This is a genomic window from Catellatospora bangladeshensis (assembly GCF_016862575.1).
Classification (GTDB): domain Bacteria; phylum Actinomycetota; class Actinomycetes; order Mycobacteriales; family Micromonosporaceae; genus Catellatospora; species Catellatospora bangladeshensis.
Window position 1 is genome coordinate 92,771 of sequence record NZ_BONF01000001.1, and the last position, 14,190, is coordinate 106,960.

16 protein-coding genes, 2 tRNA genes and 2 riboswitches are annotated in these 14,190 nt (G+C 72.8%); of the genes, 10 read left to right on the plus strand and 8 right to left on the minus strand.

Annotated elements, in window-relative coordinates; translation table 11 throughout:
- Positions 1–5 precede the first annotated feature (5 nt).
- Complete coding sequence (locus Cba03nite_RS00405) at positions 6–212, minus strand: hypothetical protein (RefSeq protein WP_203740332.1); 207 nt, start codon at positions 210–212, stop codon at positions 6–8.
- Between the two features lie 169 nt (positions 213–381).
- Here Cba03nite_RS00405 and Cba03nite_RS00410 point away from each other — a divergent pair.
- Both Cba03nite_RS00410 and Cba03nite_RS00415 read left to right on the plus strand, forming a co-directional pair.
- Positions 382–457 (plus strand) — tRNA-Asn (locus Cba03nite_RS00410).
- A gap of 240 nt (positions 458–697) precedes the next feature.
- Positions 698–771: transfer RNA gene (locus Cba03nite_RS00415), tRNA-Ile, on the plus strand.
- A gap of 84 nt (positions 772–855) precedes the next feature.
- Here the strand turns inward: Cba03nite_RS00415 and Cba03nite_RS00420 are convergent.
- Both Cba03nite_RS00420 and Cba03nite_RS00425 read right to left on the minus strand, forming a co-directional pair.
- Positions 856–1,305 (minus strand): hypothetical protein, encoded by a 450-nt coding sequence (locus tag Cba03nite_RS00420; RefSeq protein WP_203740462.1) that lies wholly within the window; start codon positions 1,303–1,305, stop codon positions 856–858.
- A gap of 168 nt (positions 1,306–1,473) precedes the next feature.
- Positions 1,474–2,250, minus strand: a complete 777-nt coding sequence (locus tag Cba03nite_RS00425) for a class I SAM-dependent methyltransferase (protein WP_203740334.1) — start codon at positions 2,248–2,250, stop codon at positions 1,474–1,476.
- A 118-nt stretch (positions 2,251–2,368) separates the two neighbouring features.
- Here Cba03nite_RS00425 and Cba03nite_RS00430 point away from each other — a divergent pair, with 118 nt between their 5' ends.
- The 4 genes from Cba03nite_RS00430 (at position 2,369) to Cba03nite_RS39500 (ending at position 4,571) form a co-directional block, all read left to right on the plus strand.
- Positions 2,369–2,881: a hypothetical protein gene (locus Cba03nite_RS00430; protein WP_203740342.1), complete on the plus strand. Its 513-nt coding sequence runs from the start codon at positions 2,369–2,371 to the stop codon at positions 2,879–2,881.
- Between the two features lie 279 nt (positions 2,882–3,160).
- Positions 3,161–3,946 (plus strand): AfsR/SARP family transcriptional regulator, encoded by a 786-nt coding sequence (locus Cba03nite_RS00435; RefSeq protein WP_203740344.1) that lies wholly within the window; start codon positions 3,161–3,163, stop codon positions 3,944–3,946.
- Positions 3,943–4,185, plus strand: a complete 243-nt coding sequence (locus Cba03nite_RS39495) for a hypothetical protein (protein ID WP_239125352.1) — start codon at positions 3,943–3,945, stop codon at positions 4,183–4,185. The genes Cba03nite_RS00435 and Cba03nite_RS39495 overlap by 4 nt, the downstream gene beginning before the upstream one ends.
- Complete coding sequence (locus tag Cba03nite_RS39500) at positions 4,185–4,571, plus strand: PHP domain-containing protein (RefSeq protein WP_239125353.1); 387 nt, start codon at positions 4,185–4,187, stop codon at positions 4,569–4,571. Before Cba03nite_RS39495 ends, Cba03nite_RS39500 begins: the two co-directional genes overlap by 1 nt.
- A 7-nt stretch (positions 4,572–4,578) precedes the next feature.
- Here Cba03nite_RS39500 and Cba03nite_RS00445 read toward each other — a convergent pair whose 3' ends face one another.
- On the minus strand, positions 4,579–5,625 hold the full coding sequence (locus Cba03nite_RS00445; protein ID WP_203740346.1) for a pectinesterase family protein: 1,047 nt from the start codon (positions 5,623–5,625) through the stop codon (positions 4,579–4,581).
- A 165-nt stretch (positions 5,626–5,790) separates the two neighbouring features.
- Between Cba03nite_RS00445 and Cba03nite_RS00450 the strand changes: the two genes are divergently transcribed.
- Positions 5,791–6,705, plus strand: coding sequence for a class I SAM-dependent methyltransferase (locus Cba03nite_RS00450; RefSeq protein WP_203740348.1), 915 nt, complete (start codon positions 5,791–5,793; stop codon positions 6,703–6,705).
- Between the two features lie 200 nt (positions 6,706–6,905).
- Here Cba03nite_RS00450 and Cba03nite_RS00455 read toward each other — a convergent pair whose 3' ends face one another.
- Complete coding sequence (locus tag Cba03nite_RS00455) at positions 6,906–7,856, minus strand: helix-turn-helix transcriptional regulator (protein ID WP_203740350.1); 951 nt, start codon at positions 7,854–7,856, stop codon at positions 6,906–6,908.
- Between the two features lie 103 nt (positions 7,857–7,959).
- On the opposite strand from Cba03nite_RS00455, the gene Cba03nite_RS00460 reads away from it, so the two are divergent.
- Positions 7,960–8,628 (plus strand): 4a-hydroxytetrahydrobiopterin dehydratase family protein, encoded by a 669-nt coding sequence (locus tag Cba03nite_RS00460; protein ID WP_203740352.1) that lies wholly within the window; start codon positions 7,960–7,962, stop codon positions 8,626–8,628.
- A gap of 41 nt (positions 8,629–8,669) precedes the next feature.
- Here Cba03nite_RS00460 and Cba03nite_RS00465 read toward each other — a convergent pair whose 3' ends face one another.
- Positions 8,670–9,416: an SAM-dependent methyltransferase gene (locus Cba03nite_RS00465; RefSeq protein ID WP_239125354.1), complete on the minus strand. Its 747-nt coding sequence runs from the start codon at positions 9,414–9,416 to the stop codon at positions 8,670–8,672.
- A 220-nt stretch (positions 9,417–9,636) separates the two neighbouring features.
- Positions 9,637–9,727, plus strand: a riboswitch (glycine riboswitch).
- A riboswitch (glycine riboswitch) is annotated at positions 9,728–9,821 on the plus strand.
- A 50-nt stretch (positions 9,822–9,871) separates the two neighbouring features.
- On the opposite strand from Cba03nite_RS00465, the gene gcvH reads away from it, so the two are divergent.
- The gene (gcvH, locus tag Cba03nite_RS00470) at positions 9,872–10,252 is read left to right on the plus strand and encodes a glycine cleavage system protein GcvH (RefSeq protein ID WP_203740354.1); all 381 of its coding nucleotides are present in this window, start codon (positions 9,872–9,874) and stop codon (positions 10,250–10,252) included.
- Positions 10,249–11,520 (plus strand): serine hydroxymethyltransferase, encoded by a 1,272-nt coding sequence (gene glyA, locus Cba03nite_RS00475; protein ID WP_275411519.1) that lies wholly within the window; start codon positions 10,249–10,251, stop codon positions 11,518–11,520. The genes gcvH and glyA overlap by 4 nt, the downstream gene beginning before the upstream one ends.
- Before the next feature lie 76 nt (positions 11,521–11,596).
- Here the strand turns inward: glyA and Cba03nite_RS00480 are convergent, their stop codons facing one another.
- Entirely contained in the window at positions 11,597–12,841 is a 1,245-nt protein-coding gene (locus Cba03nite_RS00480; protein ID WP_203740356.1) for a serine hydrolase domain-containing protein, read from the minus strand.
- Positions 12,838–14,013 (minus strand): glycoside hydrolase family 3 N-terminal domain-containing protein, encoded by a 1,176-nt coding sequence (locus tag Cba03nite_RS00485; protein WP_203740358.1) that lies wholly within the window; start codon positions 14,011–14,013, stop codon positions 12,838–12,840. The genes Cba03nite_RS00480 and Cba03nite_RS00485 overlap by 4 nt, the downstream gene beginning before the upstream one ends.
- Between the last annotated feature and the right edge of the window lie 177 nt (positions 14,014–14,190).

Here is a 14,190-nt window from a genome sequence, read left to right on the forward strand (position 1 = left end):
CGCGGTCACACCTGCTGGTTGAGCTTGCGCAGCCCCTCGTCGTAGAACCGTGCGGCCTGCGCCTGGACCAGACCCGCCGCCTCCTGCACCGTGGGGTGCTCCATCAGCTTGCGGGTGCCGGCGACCAGGTCCTCGTAGGTCTGGCGCCCGGCACGGGTGCCGAAGACGAATCCGACGGCCGCGCCCGCGGCGAACCACACCAGCTTCCCCATCGTGCCTCCTCATCCTCGATCGCGTGATACATCCCATCCTGCCTGGTGCGGGCATCGCGCGACATCCAGACCGGCCGGGGTTACCCGTTTGCCATACCCCCGGTGGTGTCCTGTACTCTTGTCGAGGCACGCCGCCCCGGAGAGATCCGGAGCACGTGTCGAGCGACATTCCCCTGTAGCTCAATTGGCAGAGCAGCCGGCTGTTAACCGGCAGGTTCTTGGTTCGAGTCCAAGTGGGGGAGCCAGAAGTCAGGCCCCGGGCGATCGCCCGGGGCCTGAACTGTCTTCGCGGCCGGTAGGGCCTCGCGGCCCGGGGCAAGATCGCTGTCCCGTGCCAAGATCTGCGGCGTCGCGCCAGGCGGCGACGCGAGACGGTGATCTTCCCGGCGGGCGCGAGAGTTCCGTGCGGCGCGGCGCGGCGAGAATCGGGCGTGTAAGCACCGGCGGTGACCCGCTAGGCTATGCCCGCCGGGCACTCCCGGCACGGGGCGGTAGCTCAGCAGGTTAGAGCAGGGGACTCATAATCCCTCGGTCGCGGGTTCGAGTCCCGCCCGCCCCACAGGCGTTGTGCGGTTCACACGGAAATGCGAATCGGCTGTGCCCGTCCGGTGACGGTCACAGCCGATCGCTGCTCATGCCGCGTTCAGTTCGCCGAGCAGGCGGTGTCCAGCTCCTTGAGGGCGGCTTCGAGCTTCTCCTTGCCGGGCTTGGCGGTGGCGCTGTCGTACGCGTCGGCCAGGGCCGCCATCTCCTGCTGGACCTTGTCGGCGGCGGCGCCGACCGGCCCGCTCGCGCCGATGGAGAACGCGATGACCGAGGCCGAGCCCGCGGTCCACTGTGCGCTCACCGCGATGTGCCCGGCGGGCGGGCCGATCTTCTCGGCTACGGCGATCTTGTCCGCGTTGTCCTTGAGTGCCTTCTTGATGTCGGCACAGGCCTTGGCGGTGGCCGCGTCGACGGCCGGGGCGGCGCTCGAGGCCGCCGGCGCCGGCGAGGCCGCGGACGGCTCCGACCCGGGTTGCGGATCGCAGCCCGCCATCGCGATCGCCGCCGCGAAGGCCAGGCCGCTCAGTACGAGCCGGTTCTGGTACATGAATGTCCCCCATGATCGTTAGGTCGGGGCGGACACTACCAGTTCGCGATCATCCGGGTTGTCGCGCGAAGGGCCGCGGGCGCGGTGAGCCCAGCCGTGGGGTGGGAGCGCCGCGCCGGTGGGCGGACTCGGGCAGCGCCGTCATCGGCTGCACCGCGCCGGGCCGGTTCACCGCTGCCGGACGCGCAGCACGCCGGTGAGCATCGGCAGGGCGAACTCGCCGTCGGCGGTCTCCGGCGTCTGCGCGAGGAACGCCCGGATCCGGCCGAGCGCCGCCTCCCGCGCCTCGCCCGGCATGGTGAGCATGCCGGCGCGGGTCCCGAGCGTCGCGACGAGGGACTCGGCCGTGCGGAGCTGTCCGTGCGCGAACTCCGCCTGCTCCGGCGAGCCGAACCGGGCCGCCCCGCCTGCGCGGGGCAGGTGCAGGCTCGCGGTCGCGGCGCGCCAGCTGCGGAAGGTGTCCCGCGGCCCGATCGCCTCGCCGCCGCTGACCCGTTCGAGCCCGGCGATCCAGCCGACCCGGTCGTCGAGGACGTTCCACAGCCCGGCCAGGATGCCGCCGGGCGCCAGCACGCGGGCGATCTCGGGGCCGGCGACGGCCATGTCGAACCAGTGCATGGCGTTGCCGGCCAGCACCGCGTCGACGTACGCGTCCGGCAGCGGGATCGCCTCGGCGCTGCCCGCCAGGGCGCGTACGGACGGCAGCGCGCGGCGCAGCTCGGCCAGCATCGCCGGGTCGGGCTCGACCGCGACGACGTCGGCGCCCAGCGCCGCCAGGGTGCCGGACAGCTTGCCCGTACCAGCGCCGAGGTCGAGCACGCGGGGGCCGGGTGCGGCCGCCAGCGCCCAGCGCACCGCGTCCGGCGCGTAGTCCGGGCGGTGTTCGGCGTACGCGGTCGCCGCCGCGCCGAACGACGACGCGAGCACCCGCTCGTCCTGTCCCATGATGTGCCCACGTCCAACGTGTACAGCTCGCCGGGCCATGAGATCAGAAGGCGGGCCGTGCCGCCACACCGCCGTTCGTCCGTCAGGTTGACGGCGACGGCGGCGGAGGGGCGGCGTGATGCGGGATCCGCTCGTGGGCCTGTGGCGGGGAGCCTTCGGCGACGGGACGCTCGTCGAGATCACGGGCACGCCGGCCGGGTACGCGATGACGTCGCTGGAGCCGTATCCGAAACGGCGTCTGGCGCTGCGCCGGATCCCCGCAGGGTCGGCGGTGGCACGGCTGCACCGGACCGGCGGGACGTCGTACGGCGGGGTCCACGGCCGGTGGTGGGAGACGAGCCTGCGCCTGGCGGAGTGGTCGGCGGTATGGCTGACGCTCGACCCCGCCGGCATGACGCTGTCCGGCACCATCGCCGGCAACTCCACCGACCCGGGCGCGCACCTCACCTACCGGCGGGCGCTCACCGAGGAGCGTGCCCGCCGAGTGGACGGCCAGGTGCCGGACGTGCCGCCAGGCCTGGCTGAGGCCGACACGGTGCCGAACCTGGACCGGCTGCCCGGCGATCCGTTCCGGAGGGCGCGCGGGCCGCGAGACGACCTCCGGCTCCGGAACCGCCGGGACAGCTACTGAGCGCCTTTCCGTGGTCCGGCCGCGCGACCTGCATCACAGATCAGACAGGACTCATCACCGGGCGTACGCTAAAGCATCGGCAAAGCCTCGACAAAGCGAAGCCAAAACCTCGATCGGGCATCGGTGAGGTGTCGCCGAAGAAGCGTTTCCGGAGTCTGTCCCGCAGTGACGCAGAGTATACGTTTCCAAGTTTCGCTCATCCGTCTCTCAGTCGGCGAAACTTGACACCCGTATAGGTCCGAACCAGACTTGGGATCGACTCTGGCGGGGGAGGCTGGCGTGAGATTCATCGTCATGGGTGGATTCGAGGTGAGGGATGATCAGGGGATGGACTGTTCTCCCGCCTCGCCGAAGCTGCGCGCGTTGCTGGCCTTGCTCGCCGTGGACGCCGAGCGGGTCCTGCCGGCGCAGCATCTGATCGAAACGCTGTGGGACTACGAGATACCACGCACCGCGTCCACCGCACTGCAGGTTTACATTTCGAAATTGCGGCAGCATTTCGACGCCATCGGAATAGGTCGCGAGGCCATTGCCACCAGGCCCGCGGGATACCTGCTCTCACTGGCCGGGCATCAGCTCGACCTGTTCGAGTTCGATCGGCTCGTGGCCGACGCGCGGCGGCTCTCGGCGGACGAGCCGCACGAGGCGATGGACCGGCTCGGGCGGGCGCTGGCGCTGTGTCCCGGCCCGTCACTGGGCGACCTGCGGTCCCACGGCAAGCTGGACATCATCGCCCGGCAGCTCGACGGGCGCCGCCTGCGGGCCCACGAGCTGCACTGCGACCTGGCCTTCCGGGTGGGCCGGGAGAGCGAGATCATCTGCGACCTCTACCGGCTCGCCGCCGAACGGCCCACCGACGAGTCCGTTCGGTGGTATCTGATGGCGGCGCTGTACCGCAACGGGTCGGTCGCCGATGCGCTGGACGTTTACCGCGACCTGCGCGAGGCGATGGTCGAGCGCCTGGCGATGGAGCCGGGCGAGCGGCTGACCCGGCTCTATGTCGATATCATCGGCCGGGCGTCCTGGCTGGACGGCGCAGGCGGCCTCGCCACGGCGCGGCGATGAGTCCCGGGGCCGTGCTGCCCGCCGCCGGCCACGTGCACAGCGAGTGGTCCTGGGACGCATACGTCGGGTCGATGGAGCGGACCTGCGCGCGGGCGGTCGAGCTGGGCCTGCCCGCGGTCGCCTTCACCTGGCCGACGGTGCGTTCGAACGAGTGCTGGGCTCCCTGCACTGCCTGCCGGTCGGTGCGGGGTTCGCCGAGCCACCGCACCACTTCCAGCGCCGGCCGCCCGCGGAGGTGATGCGCGACTACCTGGTCGAGATCGCGTGCCTCGTGGCGGGGTCGGACGTGTTCTCGGTGCTGGCGCATGTGGACTATGCCGTCCGCTACTGGCCGGAGCAGGCCGGGCCGTTCCGGCCACACCTCTTCGAGGGCGAGTTCCGTCATGCGCTGCGGGCGCTGGCCGGCGGCGGGCGGGTTCTGGAGGTGAACACCGGGGGACGACTGCACCCGGAAATCGTTCGCTGGTGGGGTGAGGAGGGCGGGAAGGCGGTCACCTTCGGCAGTGACGCGCACAGCCCGCGGGCTCTCGCACGCGACTTCGCGCAGGCCGTGGCGATGGTCGAGGCACACGGCCTCCGGCCCGGCCGGCACCCGTATGACACCTGGTTCCGGCCGGGCCGCTGACCGGCGGTTAGCGGATCGGGTTCCAGCCGTCCGCTCCGGCGAGGTACGCCTCGGGCGTCATCGCGGCGGCGGCCGCGGCGTCGAGCTGCGGCCGGTCCACGCTTGCCACGGCGCCCGGCCCGCGGTTGGCGTACTCCGCGTAGCGCGCGTCGCGCCAGGAGAACGCGCCGAAGTCGGTCCACGGCGCCGCGCCGATGATGTGCGCGCCGAGCTTCGAGTCGCGGATGAGCACCTGCGCGATCGCGTTCGGATCGTTGCTCGGATGCCACGGCCGGCCCAGGTGGACGGTGCCGGCCGGGGCGGTGCCGGTGAGGGTCGACTCGCTGAACAGGAAGCCGTAGGGGTTGGCGATGCTGGTGCTGGCCGCGGTGACGTACCCGTTGTTGGTGGCCGAGCCGCGGTCCAGGGAGTGCACCCGGCAGCGGTCGAACACCGCGGTGGCCCGGCCGAAGATGAAGTCGACGTCGCCCTCGACGTAGCACTTGCGCAGGTAGACCCGGGCCGGCACGTCCGCGGCGGGGCTGTTGACGTAGAGGGTGTCCTGGTTGCCGAGGAAGCGCACGTTGTCGAAGACGATCCGGTCGGCCCGGGTCAGCACGGCCACCGCCTGCCGGTTGGTGATCTCGGGATGGGCCGCCTCGTCGAACGCGTTCTCGAAGGTCAGGTTGCGCGCGCTGAAGTCGTGCCCGTCGATGGTCACGGAGGCGCTGCCGGAGGTGCCCCAGGGGGTGCCGTCCGGCTTGAGCGTGCCGTTGGCCCGGTCGTCGGTGATGACCACGGCGGACGGGTCGGGGCCCTGGCCGCGGAACACCACGTACGGCTTGCTCGCCGGGACGATCACCTGTCCGTGGTAGACGCCGGGCTGGATTTTGATGGTGAAGGTGGACGCGTTCCCGGCGGGCACCGCGTCGACGGCGGCCTGGACGCTGGTGAAGTCGCCGCTGCCGTCGGCGGCGACGGTGACGTAGGGCCCCGGCCAGGCGTGGGCCGGTGCGCCGGGCACCACGATCACGGCCAGGGCCAGCACGGCCGGCCAGATTCTGCGCGCGCGCATGAACTGCTCCTCAGGGATGGAGGCGATGCGGGACGAAAGGGGAAAGCGCTTTCCGCGCCAACATAGACGGATCTCGCTCCGGCGTCAACGCATCGGCCGCCCGGCCAGGTTTCCCCGTGCCGAAAGCAGGTGGTGTCTTCGGACGGTCGTCGCTAGCGTCACCCGATGACCTACCTCAGCCCGCTGGCGTACCTGCTCGGCATCGAAGGTGTGGCCCTGCTGCGGGGCATCCGGGAGGGCGGCGCCGACCGGGCGTTCGTCGAGGCCCGGCTCACCGAGATCCGTGCCCTGCTGGACCTCCCGGCGCTCGACGAGGAGGCCGAGGTCATCACGGCCACGCACGGCACGATCAGCACCGCCGACGTGTACCGGGACTGGGCGCCGACCTATGACGAGCCCGGCAACGGGATGATCGAAATCGAGCAGCCGCTGGTCCGGCAGATCCTGGACGGGTTGCCGGTCGGCACCGCGCTCGACGCGGCCTGCGGCACCGGGCGGCACGGGGCGTACCTGGCCGAGCTGGGCCACCGCGTGATCGGCGTGGACCAGTCCGCCGAGATGCTCGCCCTGGCGGCCGTGCGGTTGCCGGACGCCGACCTCATCCAGGCGGACCTGGCGGCGATCCCGCTGCCCGACGATTCCGTGGACACCGTCGTGTGCGGACTGGCGCTGGCCCATGTGCCCGACCTCGGGCCGGTGCTGGCCGAGTTCGCGCGGGTGCTGCGGCCGGGCGGGCACCTGGTGATCTCCGACGCGCACCTGCTGCTGTCGTACCTGCGGCCGACCCTGCCGCGGCGGCCCGGACCGGACGGCCGCCCGAGCATCCTCACCGAGTACCACCGGCCGCTCAGCGCCTACCTGGCCGCGGCCCTGCCGCTGGGATTCCAGGTCCGGCACTGCGCGGAGCCGGGCCGTCCGCCGTCGCCCACCGCATCCGGCCCGCTGCCCACGGAGATGTCCTGGGACCTGCTGCGCTGGTGCCCCGAGGCGGCGTCCGCAGCCCACGACGACGCCCCGGTCGTCGTGATCTGGCACTTCCAGCTCGAGGTCAGCGGTGGTTCCACCAGTCGGGCTTCTTGAATACCCAGCGGATGCTCCGGTAGACGAGCCACGCGGGGACGAGCCAGCAGCACAGCTGACCTACCAGGTGTCCCGCCTCATACGAGTCCACTGATGATCCTTTCGGCGCGGTCCGAAGATCATATGGGGGTACGCGGCAGGCACGCGCCCGGCTGATCGGCCGGGAACCGGCCCGGCCCGGATGATCCACAGTCGCCCGGTCAGGCGTAACGGGCCGCCGCGGCGCGCAGTTCGGCGGCCACCCGTTCGCGGAAGGCCGCCGGGGCGAGCACCTCGACGTGGGAGCCGAGGCCGAGCATGGCCGACACCGCCCACAACCCGTCCTCGAACGGCACGGTCAGCTCGACGTCGCCGTCCGCGGTGAGCGGCACCCGGTCCTGCCCGTGCACCGGCACCAGGCGCCGCAGCCGGGGCAGCGCCCACGCCGACACGCGCACCGTGACCTCGACCGCGGTGGTCTCGCGCTCCAGCTCGCGGCGGGACAGGGCCCAGGTCTCCGCGAGGTCGAACCCGTCCGGGCGGGCGGCGGGCGTCTCCAGCGGCTCGACCGCCCGCACCCGCGACACCCGGTAGGTGCGCCGGCCTCCGTCCCGCAGGGCCACCAGGTACCAGTCCCCGGCGGCCAGGACCAGGCCGAGCGGGTCGATCTCGCGCACCGACTCCCGCCCGTCGCGTACGTAGGTCAGGCGCACCCGGCGGTCCGCCCACACCGCCGCGGCCAGCTCGGCCAGGCAGGGCACGGGCTCGGCGGTGGTGTACCAGCGGGTCGGGTCGAGGTGGAAGCGCTCGGCGCTGCGGCCCGCCCGCTGCCGGGCCTCGCCGGTGAGGCTGGCCCACACCTTCATCCGGGCGCCCTCCAGCATCTCGCCCAGCCCGAGCTGCTGCGCCGGGCCCGCCAGCCCGAGGAACGCCAGCGCGCCCGCCTCGTCCAGCCCCACCCCGGTCAGCCGGGTCCGGTAGCCGCCGTCCAGGCGGTAACCGCCCGCGGGGCCGCGCGCCGCGCGCACCGGCACCCCCGACGCGACCAGGGCCTCGACGTCCCGCTGCACGGTGCGCTCGCTGACCTCCAGCAGCCGGGCCAGATCCCGCGCGCTGGCCTGGCCGCGTACCTGAAGGTGCAGGAGCAGGGACATCATCCGGGAGGCGCGCATCCGCCGATTCTCGCCGACGTATACGACAGAAGATGTCGGGAATTAGGGGCATAGTGTCTCCGGCGGTGCCGCCCGAGGCGCCGATCAGGGAAAAGGGAGTGACATGACCGAGACGGCGCAGCGGATCTCGCCCGCGCAGTTCCACCAGGCGGAGGGCGTCGGCGACTGGCGCGTCATCGGCGACGGCGCGTGCGCCTGGTTCCGGATCCCGTCGTTCGCCGCGGGCGCGCGGTTCGTACAGGCGATCAGCGAGCTGCCCGGCGCGCCCGCCCCCGACGTCGACCTGCGGGACGGGGCGGTCACCGTACGCCTGATCCGGTGGGTGCCCGGCTTCTTCGGGATGACCGAGGCGCACGTCGAGCAGGCCCGGCTTATCTCGGCCGCGGCGCGCGAGCTGGGCCTGACCGCCGACCCGTCCCGGGCGCAGAACGTGCAGATCTGCCTCGACGCCCTGGTCGTGCCCGACGTCATGCCGTTCTGGCTGGCCGTGCTCGGCTACACGCAGCGCGGGGACGGCCCCGGCGACATGATCGACCCCCGGCAGCGCGGGCCGCTGATCTACTTCCAGGAGATGGACGCGCCGCGCCCGCAGCGCAACCGGATCCACCTCGACGTCTGGGTGGCGCACGACCAGGCCGAGGCGCGGGTCGCCGCGGCGCTCGCGGCGGGCGGCCGGCTGGTCACCGACGAGCACGCGCCGTCGTGGTGGGTGCTGGCCGACGCCGAGGGCAACGAGGTCTGCATCGGCACCTGGCTGACCCGCGCCGAGTAGCGGGCACGGCCCCGGCGACAGGCCGGGGCCGTGCCCTCCGGTCAGCGGCGCTTCAGGGCGAAGACGCCCCAGCCGAGGTACGGCCGCCGGTAGCGGACGTGGTCCAGCGGCGCCCGGTCCAGCTCAGCCCGGAGGTCCGCGGCCAGCTCGTCGTCCGGGTTGGCGTCCAGCCAGGCCCGGATGTTGAACCACTGCGCCGCGGCGTACCGGTCCCAGCTGTCCTCGTCGGCCAGCACCATCTCGACCAGGTCCCAGCCCTGCCGCCCGCACAGCTCGACGAGGCCGGGCAGGTCCCGGAAGTCGTCCCTGGACGTGGCGTGGCAGCCCTCGACGGTGGCCTGGTCGGGCGGGTCCTGCCGCCAGAACGGCTCCCCGACGAGCAGCAGCCCGCCCGGCCGCAGGCTGCGGGCGAGCAGGTCGAGGGTGCCGGCGAAGCCGCCGCCGATCCAGGTGGCCCCGATGCAGCAGGCCACGTCGACGGGGGTGGGCGCGACGTGCCCGGCGGCGTCGCCGTGCACGAAGGTCACCCGGTCGGCGACGCCGAGCTCGGCGGCCCGCTCGCGGGCCCTGGCGGTGAAGACGGTGCTGATGTCGACACCGGTGCCGGTGATCCCGTGGTCGCGGGCCCACCGGCAGAGCAGCTCGCCGGTGCCGCTGGCCAGGTCGAGCACGGTGGTGCCGGGGCGCAGGCGCACGGCCCGGCCCAGCAGGCCGAGCTTCTCCTCGGTGATCGGGTTGTGGACGCGGTGGCTGCTCTCGCGGATGGTGAAGCTACGTGGAAGATCCACTTCTGCGATTCCTCTGGTCTGGTCTCAACATGGTCGGGGGGTCGAGGCGGACCAGCAGCGCGGGCATCAAAGCACCTCCGGGAATCGTCGGAACCGTCAAGCCAACCGCACGGCCGAAGCGGTGTCGAGCGGTTTCCGGATCTCCACTTCGGATTGCCGCCCTTGACGGGCGGGCCGGGCGATGCCTACGGTACGCGCGACAACTGAAGACTTCGCTGAACGAACCGCAGCGGGAGAGCCCCGGCCATGCCGGGCGCCGAAGGAGCAACACTCCCCGTCAATCTCTCAGGCCCACGTACCGCCGCGGTCAGGCGACTCTGGAAAGCCGGGACACCGTCCCGCGCCCACGGTGCAAACCACCCCGCCGGTGGTGAAGCTCTCAGGCTCCATGACAGAGGGGGAGGCACACCGACCTCGGTGCCGCGCGCCGCGGCACCCGGACCAGGGAGCCTCCCGTGAGCAGTGCCGTGCCCGCGCACCTGCGCTACACCCGTGACCACGAATGGCTGGACGGCGACGGTGTCGCGACCGTCGGCATCACCGCGTTCGCCGCCGACGCGCTCGGCGACATCGTCTACCTCGAACTGCCCGAACCCGGCCGGACCGTGGCGGCGGGCGAGCCGTGCGGCGAGATCGAGTCGACGAAGTCGGTGAGCGAGCTTTACGCCCCCGTCGACGGCGAGATCGTCGCCGTGAACGAGGCCGCCGCGACCGAGCCGGGCCTGCTCAACAACGATCCGTACGGGCAGGGCTGGCTGTTCCGGCTGCGCCTGACCGGCACGCCGGAGCTGCTTGACGCGGCCGCCTACGCGGCGTTCACGGGGGAGGCGGCGTGACCGGGCTGGACCGCACGCTGGCCGAGTGCGACCCCGAGGTGGACGCGGCGCTGCGCGCCGAGCTGGGCCGCCAGCGCGACACCCTGGAGATGATCGCCAGCGAGAACTTCGCGCCGCTCGCGGTGCTGCAGGCGCAGGGTTCGGTGCTCACCAACAAGTACGCCGAGGGGTACCCCGGCCGCCGCTACTACGGCGGTTGCGAGCACGTCGACGTGGTGGAGCGGCTGGCGATCGAGCGGGTCAAGGCGCTGTTCGGCGCGGCGTACGCGAACGTGCAGCCGCACTCGGGCGCGCAGGCCAACGCGGCCGCGATGGCGGCGCTGCTCCAGCCCGGCGACACCATCCTCGGCCTGGACCTGGCGCACGGCGGCCACCTCACGCACGGCATGCGGATCAACTTCTCCGGCCGCCTCTACCGCGCGGTGGCCTACCGCGTGTCCGAGCACGACGGACGGGTGGATCTGGCCGAGGTCGAGCGGCTCGCGCACGAGCACCGGCCCGCGCTCATCATCGCGGGCTGGTCGGCGTACCCCCGGCAGCTCGACTTCGCCGCGTTCCGGCGCATCGCCGACGCGGTGGGGGCCCGGCTGATGGTGGACATGGCGCACTTCGCGGGGCTGGTCGCGGCTGGGCTGCACGCCAACCCGGTGCCGTACGCGGACGTGGTGACCACCACGACCCACAAGACGCTCGGCGGCCCGCGCGGTGGCGTGGTGCTGACCTGCCACGAGGACGTCGCGCGCAAGGTCGACAGCGCGGTCTTCCCGGGTCAGCAGGGCGGGCCGCTGCAGCACGTGATCGCCGCGAAGGCGGTGGCGTTCAAGCTGGCGGCCGAGCCGGAGTTCACGCAGCGGCAGCGGCGCACGCTCGGCGGCGCGCGGCTGCTGGCGCAGCGGCTGGCCGAGCCGGACGTGGCGCGGGCCGGGATCAGCGTGCTCACCGGCGGCACCGATGTGCACCTGGTGCTGGTGGACCTGCGCGGCTCGGTGCTGGACGGCAGGCAGGCCGAGGACCGGCTGCACGCGGTCGGGATCACGGTCAACCGCAACGCGGTGCCGGGTGATCCGCGCCCGCCGCTGGTCACCTCGGGCCTGCGTATCGGCACCGCCGCGCTGGCCGCCCGGGGCTTCACCGAGCCGGACTTCGTGGAGGTCGCCGACGTGGTGGCGCACGCCCTGCTGCCTTCCTTCGACGGCGCGGTCGCGGCCTGGCTGCGCTCGCGCGTCGCGGCCCTCACCACGGCGCACCCGCTCTACCCGGGTATTTGATCTTTACCCCCTCCATAGAAAGACGCCGGTCTGCCCGGGCTCATCCGGGCAGGCCGGCGTCGACGGGCAGCGCACGCTAGCGCCCGGCCGTAGGGGACGGGGTGGCCCGGCGTGCGCCGTCGAGCTGCGCGTACACGTGGTCCGGGGTGGCCAGCCGGGTGACCGCGGCGGCCAGCGCGCCCGCCGCGTGCACCGGGGGCACGTCGGTGTTGGCGAGCACCACCAGCGTGGCGCTGCGCTGCGGGATCGACATCACCACGCTGGTGTAGCCGGGGATGCTCCCGTTGTGCCCCCACCAGCCGCCGCTCTCGAAGATCGCGAACCGGTACGCCGCCGCGGGCCCGCTCTCCGGCGCCCGCTCCAGCCGGACCGCCTGCGTCTGCGGATCCAGCAGGGTGCCCTTGCCCAGCGCCAGTGCCCACGTCTTCATGTCGGCGAACGTCGACACGATGGCGCCCGCCGCCCCGGCCCAGGCCGGGTTCCACAGCGAGGCGTCGGTGACCGCGCCGTCCGCGCCCCGGGTGTAGCCGTGCGCGTACGGCTCCGGCAGGGCCCCGGATACGGGATAGACCGATTCGGACAGGCGCAGCGGTGCGAAGACGTGCTCGCGCAGGTGGTCGCCGAGCGGCCGCCCGGTCACCCGCTCCACCACCATGCCGAGCAGCACGGCGTTGACGTCGACGTACTCGAAGCGGCTGCCGGGCGGGAAGCTCAGCGGGCGGGCGGCGCTGACGTCCACCAGCTGCGCCGGGGTGACCGCGCCCGCGCCCGGCCCCTGCGGCAGCTCGGCCAGCATCGCCGCGACGAACGCCGGGTCCTGCTCGTACGAGTACAGGCCGCTGCGCATGTCGCCGAGCATGCGCAGGGTGATCTGATCGCCGGAGGGCAGCCCGCCGACGAACCTCGCGATCGGATCGGTGAGGGCCAGCAGCCTGTCCTCGACCAGCCGCAGCACGGCGGTCCCGGTGAACGTCTTGGTCACGCTGCCGATCCGCATGTGCTCGGCGAGGGTCATCGGCCGGCCCGTGACGTCGTCGGCCACCCCGAAGGCCCGGCTGTACTCGACGATCCCGGGCACCGAGAGGCCGACGATCGCGCCGGGGATGCCGAGCTGCCGCATCGTGCCGGTGACCGCGGCGTCGAGCCGGGCGTTCAGGTCGTCGCCGGGCGCGCGGGGCGAGGCGGTCGGCAGCGGCCCGGTCGCCGCACAGCCGGCCGCGGCCGAGCCGGCGAGCAGCGCGCCCGTTCCGGCGAGCAGTCTCCGGCGGGAGACGCGCGGCGGATCCGGCGGTGGGGCGGACTCCGCGGCGCGTCCGGTCATCGGGGCGGCCAGAGGGCGTCGATGCGGGCGACCGAGCGGTCGATCTGCGCCGGGCTGACCTTGCCCTCGCGGATCAGGCGCAGCACCAGGTCGACGGTCTGCTCCACGATCGCGGTGTCGTAGACCGCCTGGTTGCAGAAGACGAGCTGGTCCACCCCGGCCTGCAGGGCGTACGTGGTGGCCTCGTCCCGGGCGTAGCGGCTGGTGATGGCCACGGCCTGCATGTCGTCGGTGACCACGACCCCGTCCCAGCCGAGCTGCCCGCGCAGCAGGTCGGTGACCACCGCCTTGGACAGCGACACCGGGCGGTCGGGGTCGAGCTGCCGGTTCAGGAAGTGGGTGACCATCACGGTGTCCACCGTGCCCGCGGCGATCAGCCGCTGGAACGGCTCGATCTCGGCGCGCGTCCAGGTGCCGGTGACGTCGACGGCCTCGAAGTCGGTGTTGCCGGTCGCGCTGCCCAGTCCGGGGAAGTGCTTGATCGAGGTGCGCACCGAGGCCTTGCGGAACTCGCCGATGAAGTCGGTGCAGCAGGACACCACGACGTCGGGGTCGGCCGAGAAGCTGCGCTGGAGCTGGGCGATCGCCGGGTTGTCCGGGTTGACCGCGAGGTCGGCGACCGGGGCGAAGTCGAAGTTCACCCCGATCTGGACCAGCGTGTGCGCCATACCGGCGGCCCAGGTCCGGGTGATCGGCGGGGAGTTCGTCGCGCCGATCTCCGCCGGCGACTTCGTCGCGGGGAAGCCGTTCTGCGGGCCGAGCCGGGCGATCCGGCCGCCCTCCTGGTCGATGGAGACGATCAGCCCGTGCGGCGCGGCCCCGGTCAGCGTGTCGATCAGGGTGGTGACCTGGTCCGGAGAGTCGATGTTGCGGCTGTCCCCGGTCAGCTGGTCGCGGTCGAAGAGGATGACGCCGCCGAGCCCCTGCTCGCGGATCGCCCGCATGATCCAGTCATCCGGGCCGACCGTGGCGCCCCGGAAGCCGACGATCAGCATCCGGGCGATCTTCTTGCGCAGCGCCGCCTCGTCCGCCGGGCTCGGGCTGGGGGCGGGCGTGGGCTGCGCGGCGGGCAGCGGGACGTCCTTCGCCCGGCACGCGCCGAGCCCCGCCGCCACCGCGGCGGAGCCGAGCCCGGCGAGCAGGCCGCGGCGGGTGACTCCCTCGCCCGTCACCCCGTCCACGTTACTTACCGGGCAGGTCCGGCAGGCTGCGATCACCGTTATCCACTCGCGGGCGAGATCGCTTGCACGCGCTTGCTAATGATGGACTGTTTCTTGCGTAAAATCTGCTGTCGGCAGGCTGTCGGAGCAGGTTTTCACTCCCCTGTGAGTGGGTGATGGGGCGGCAAA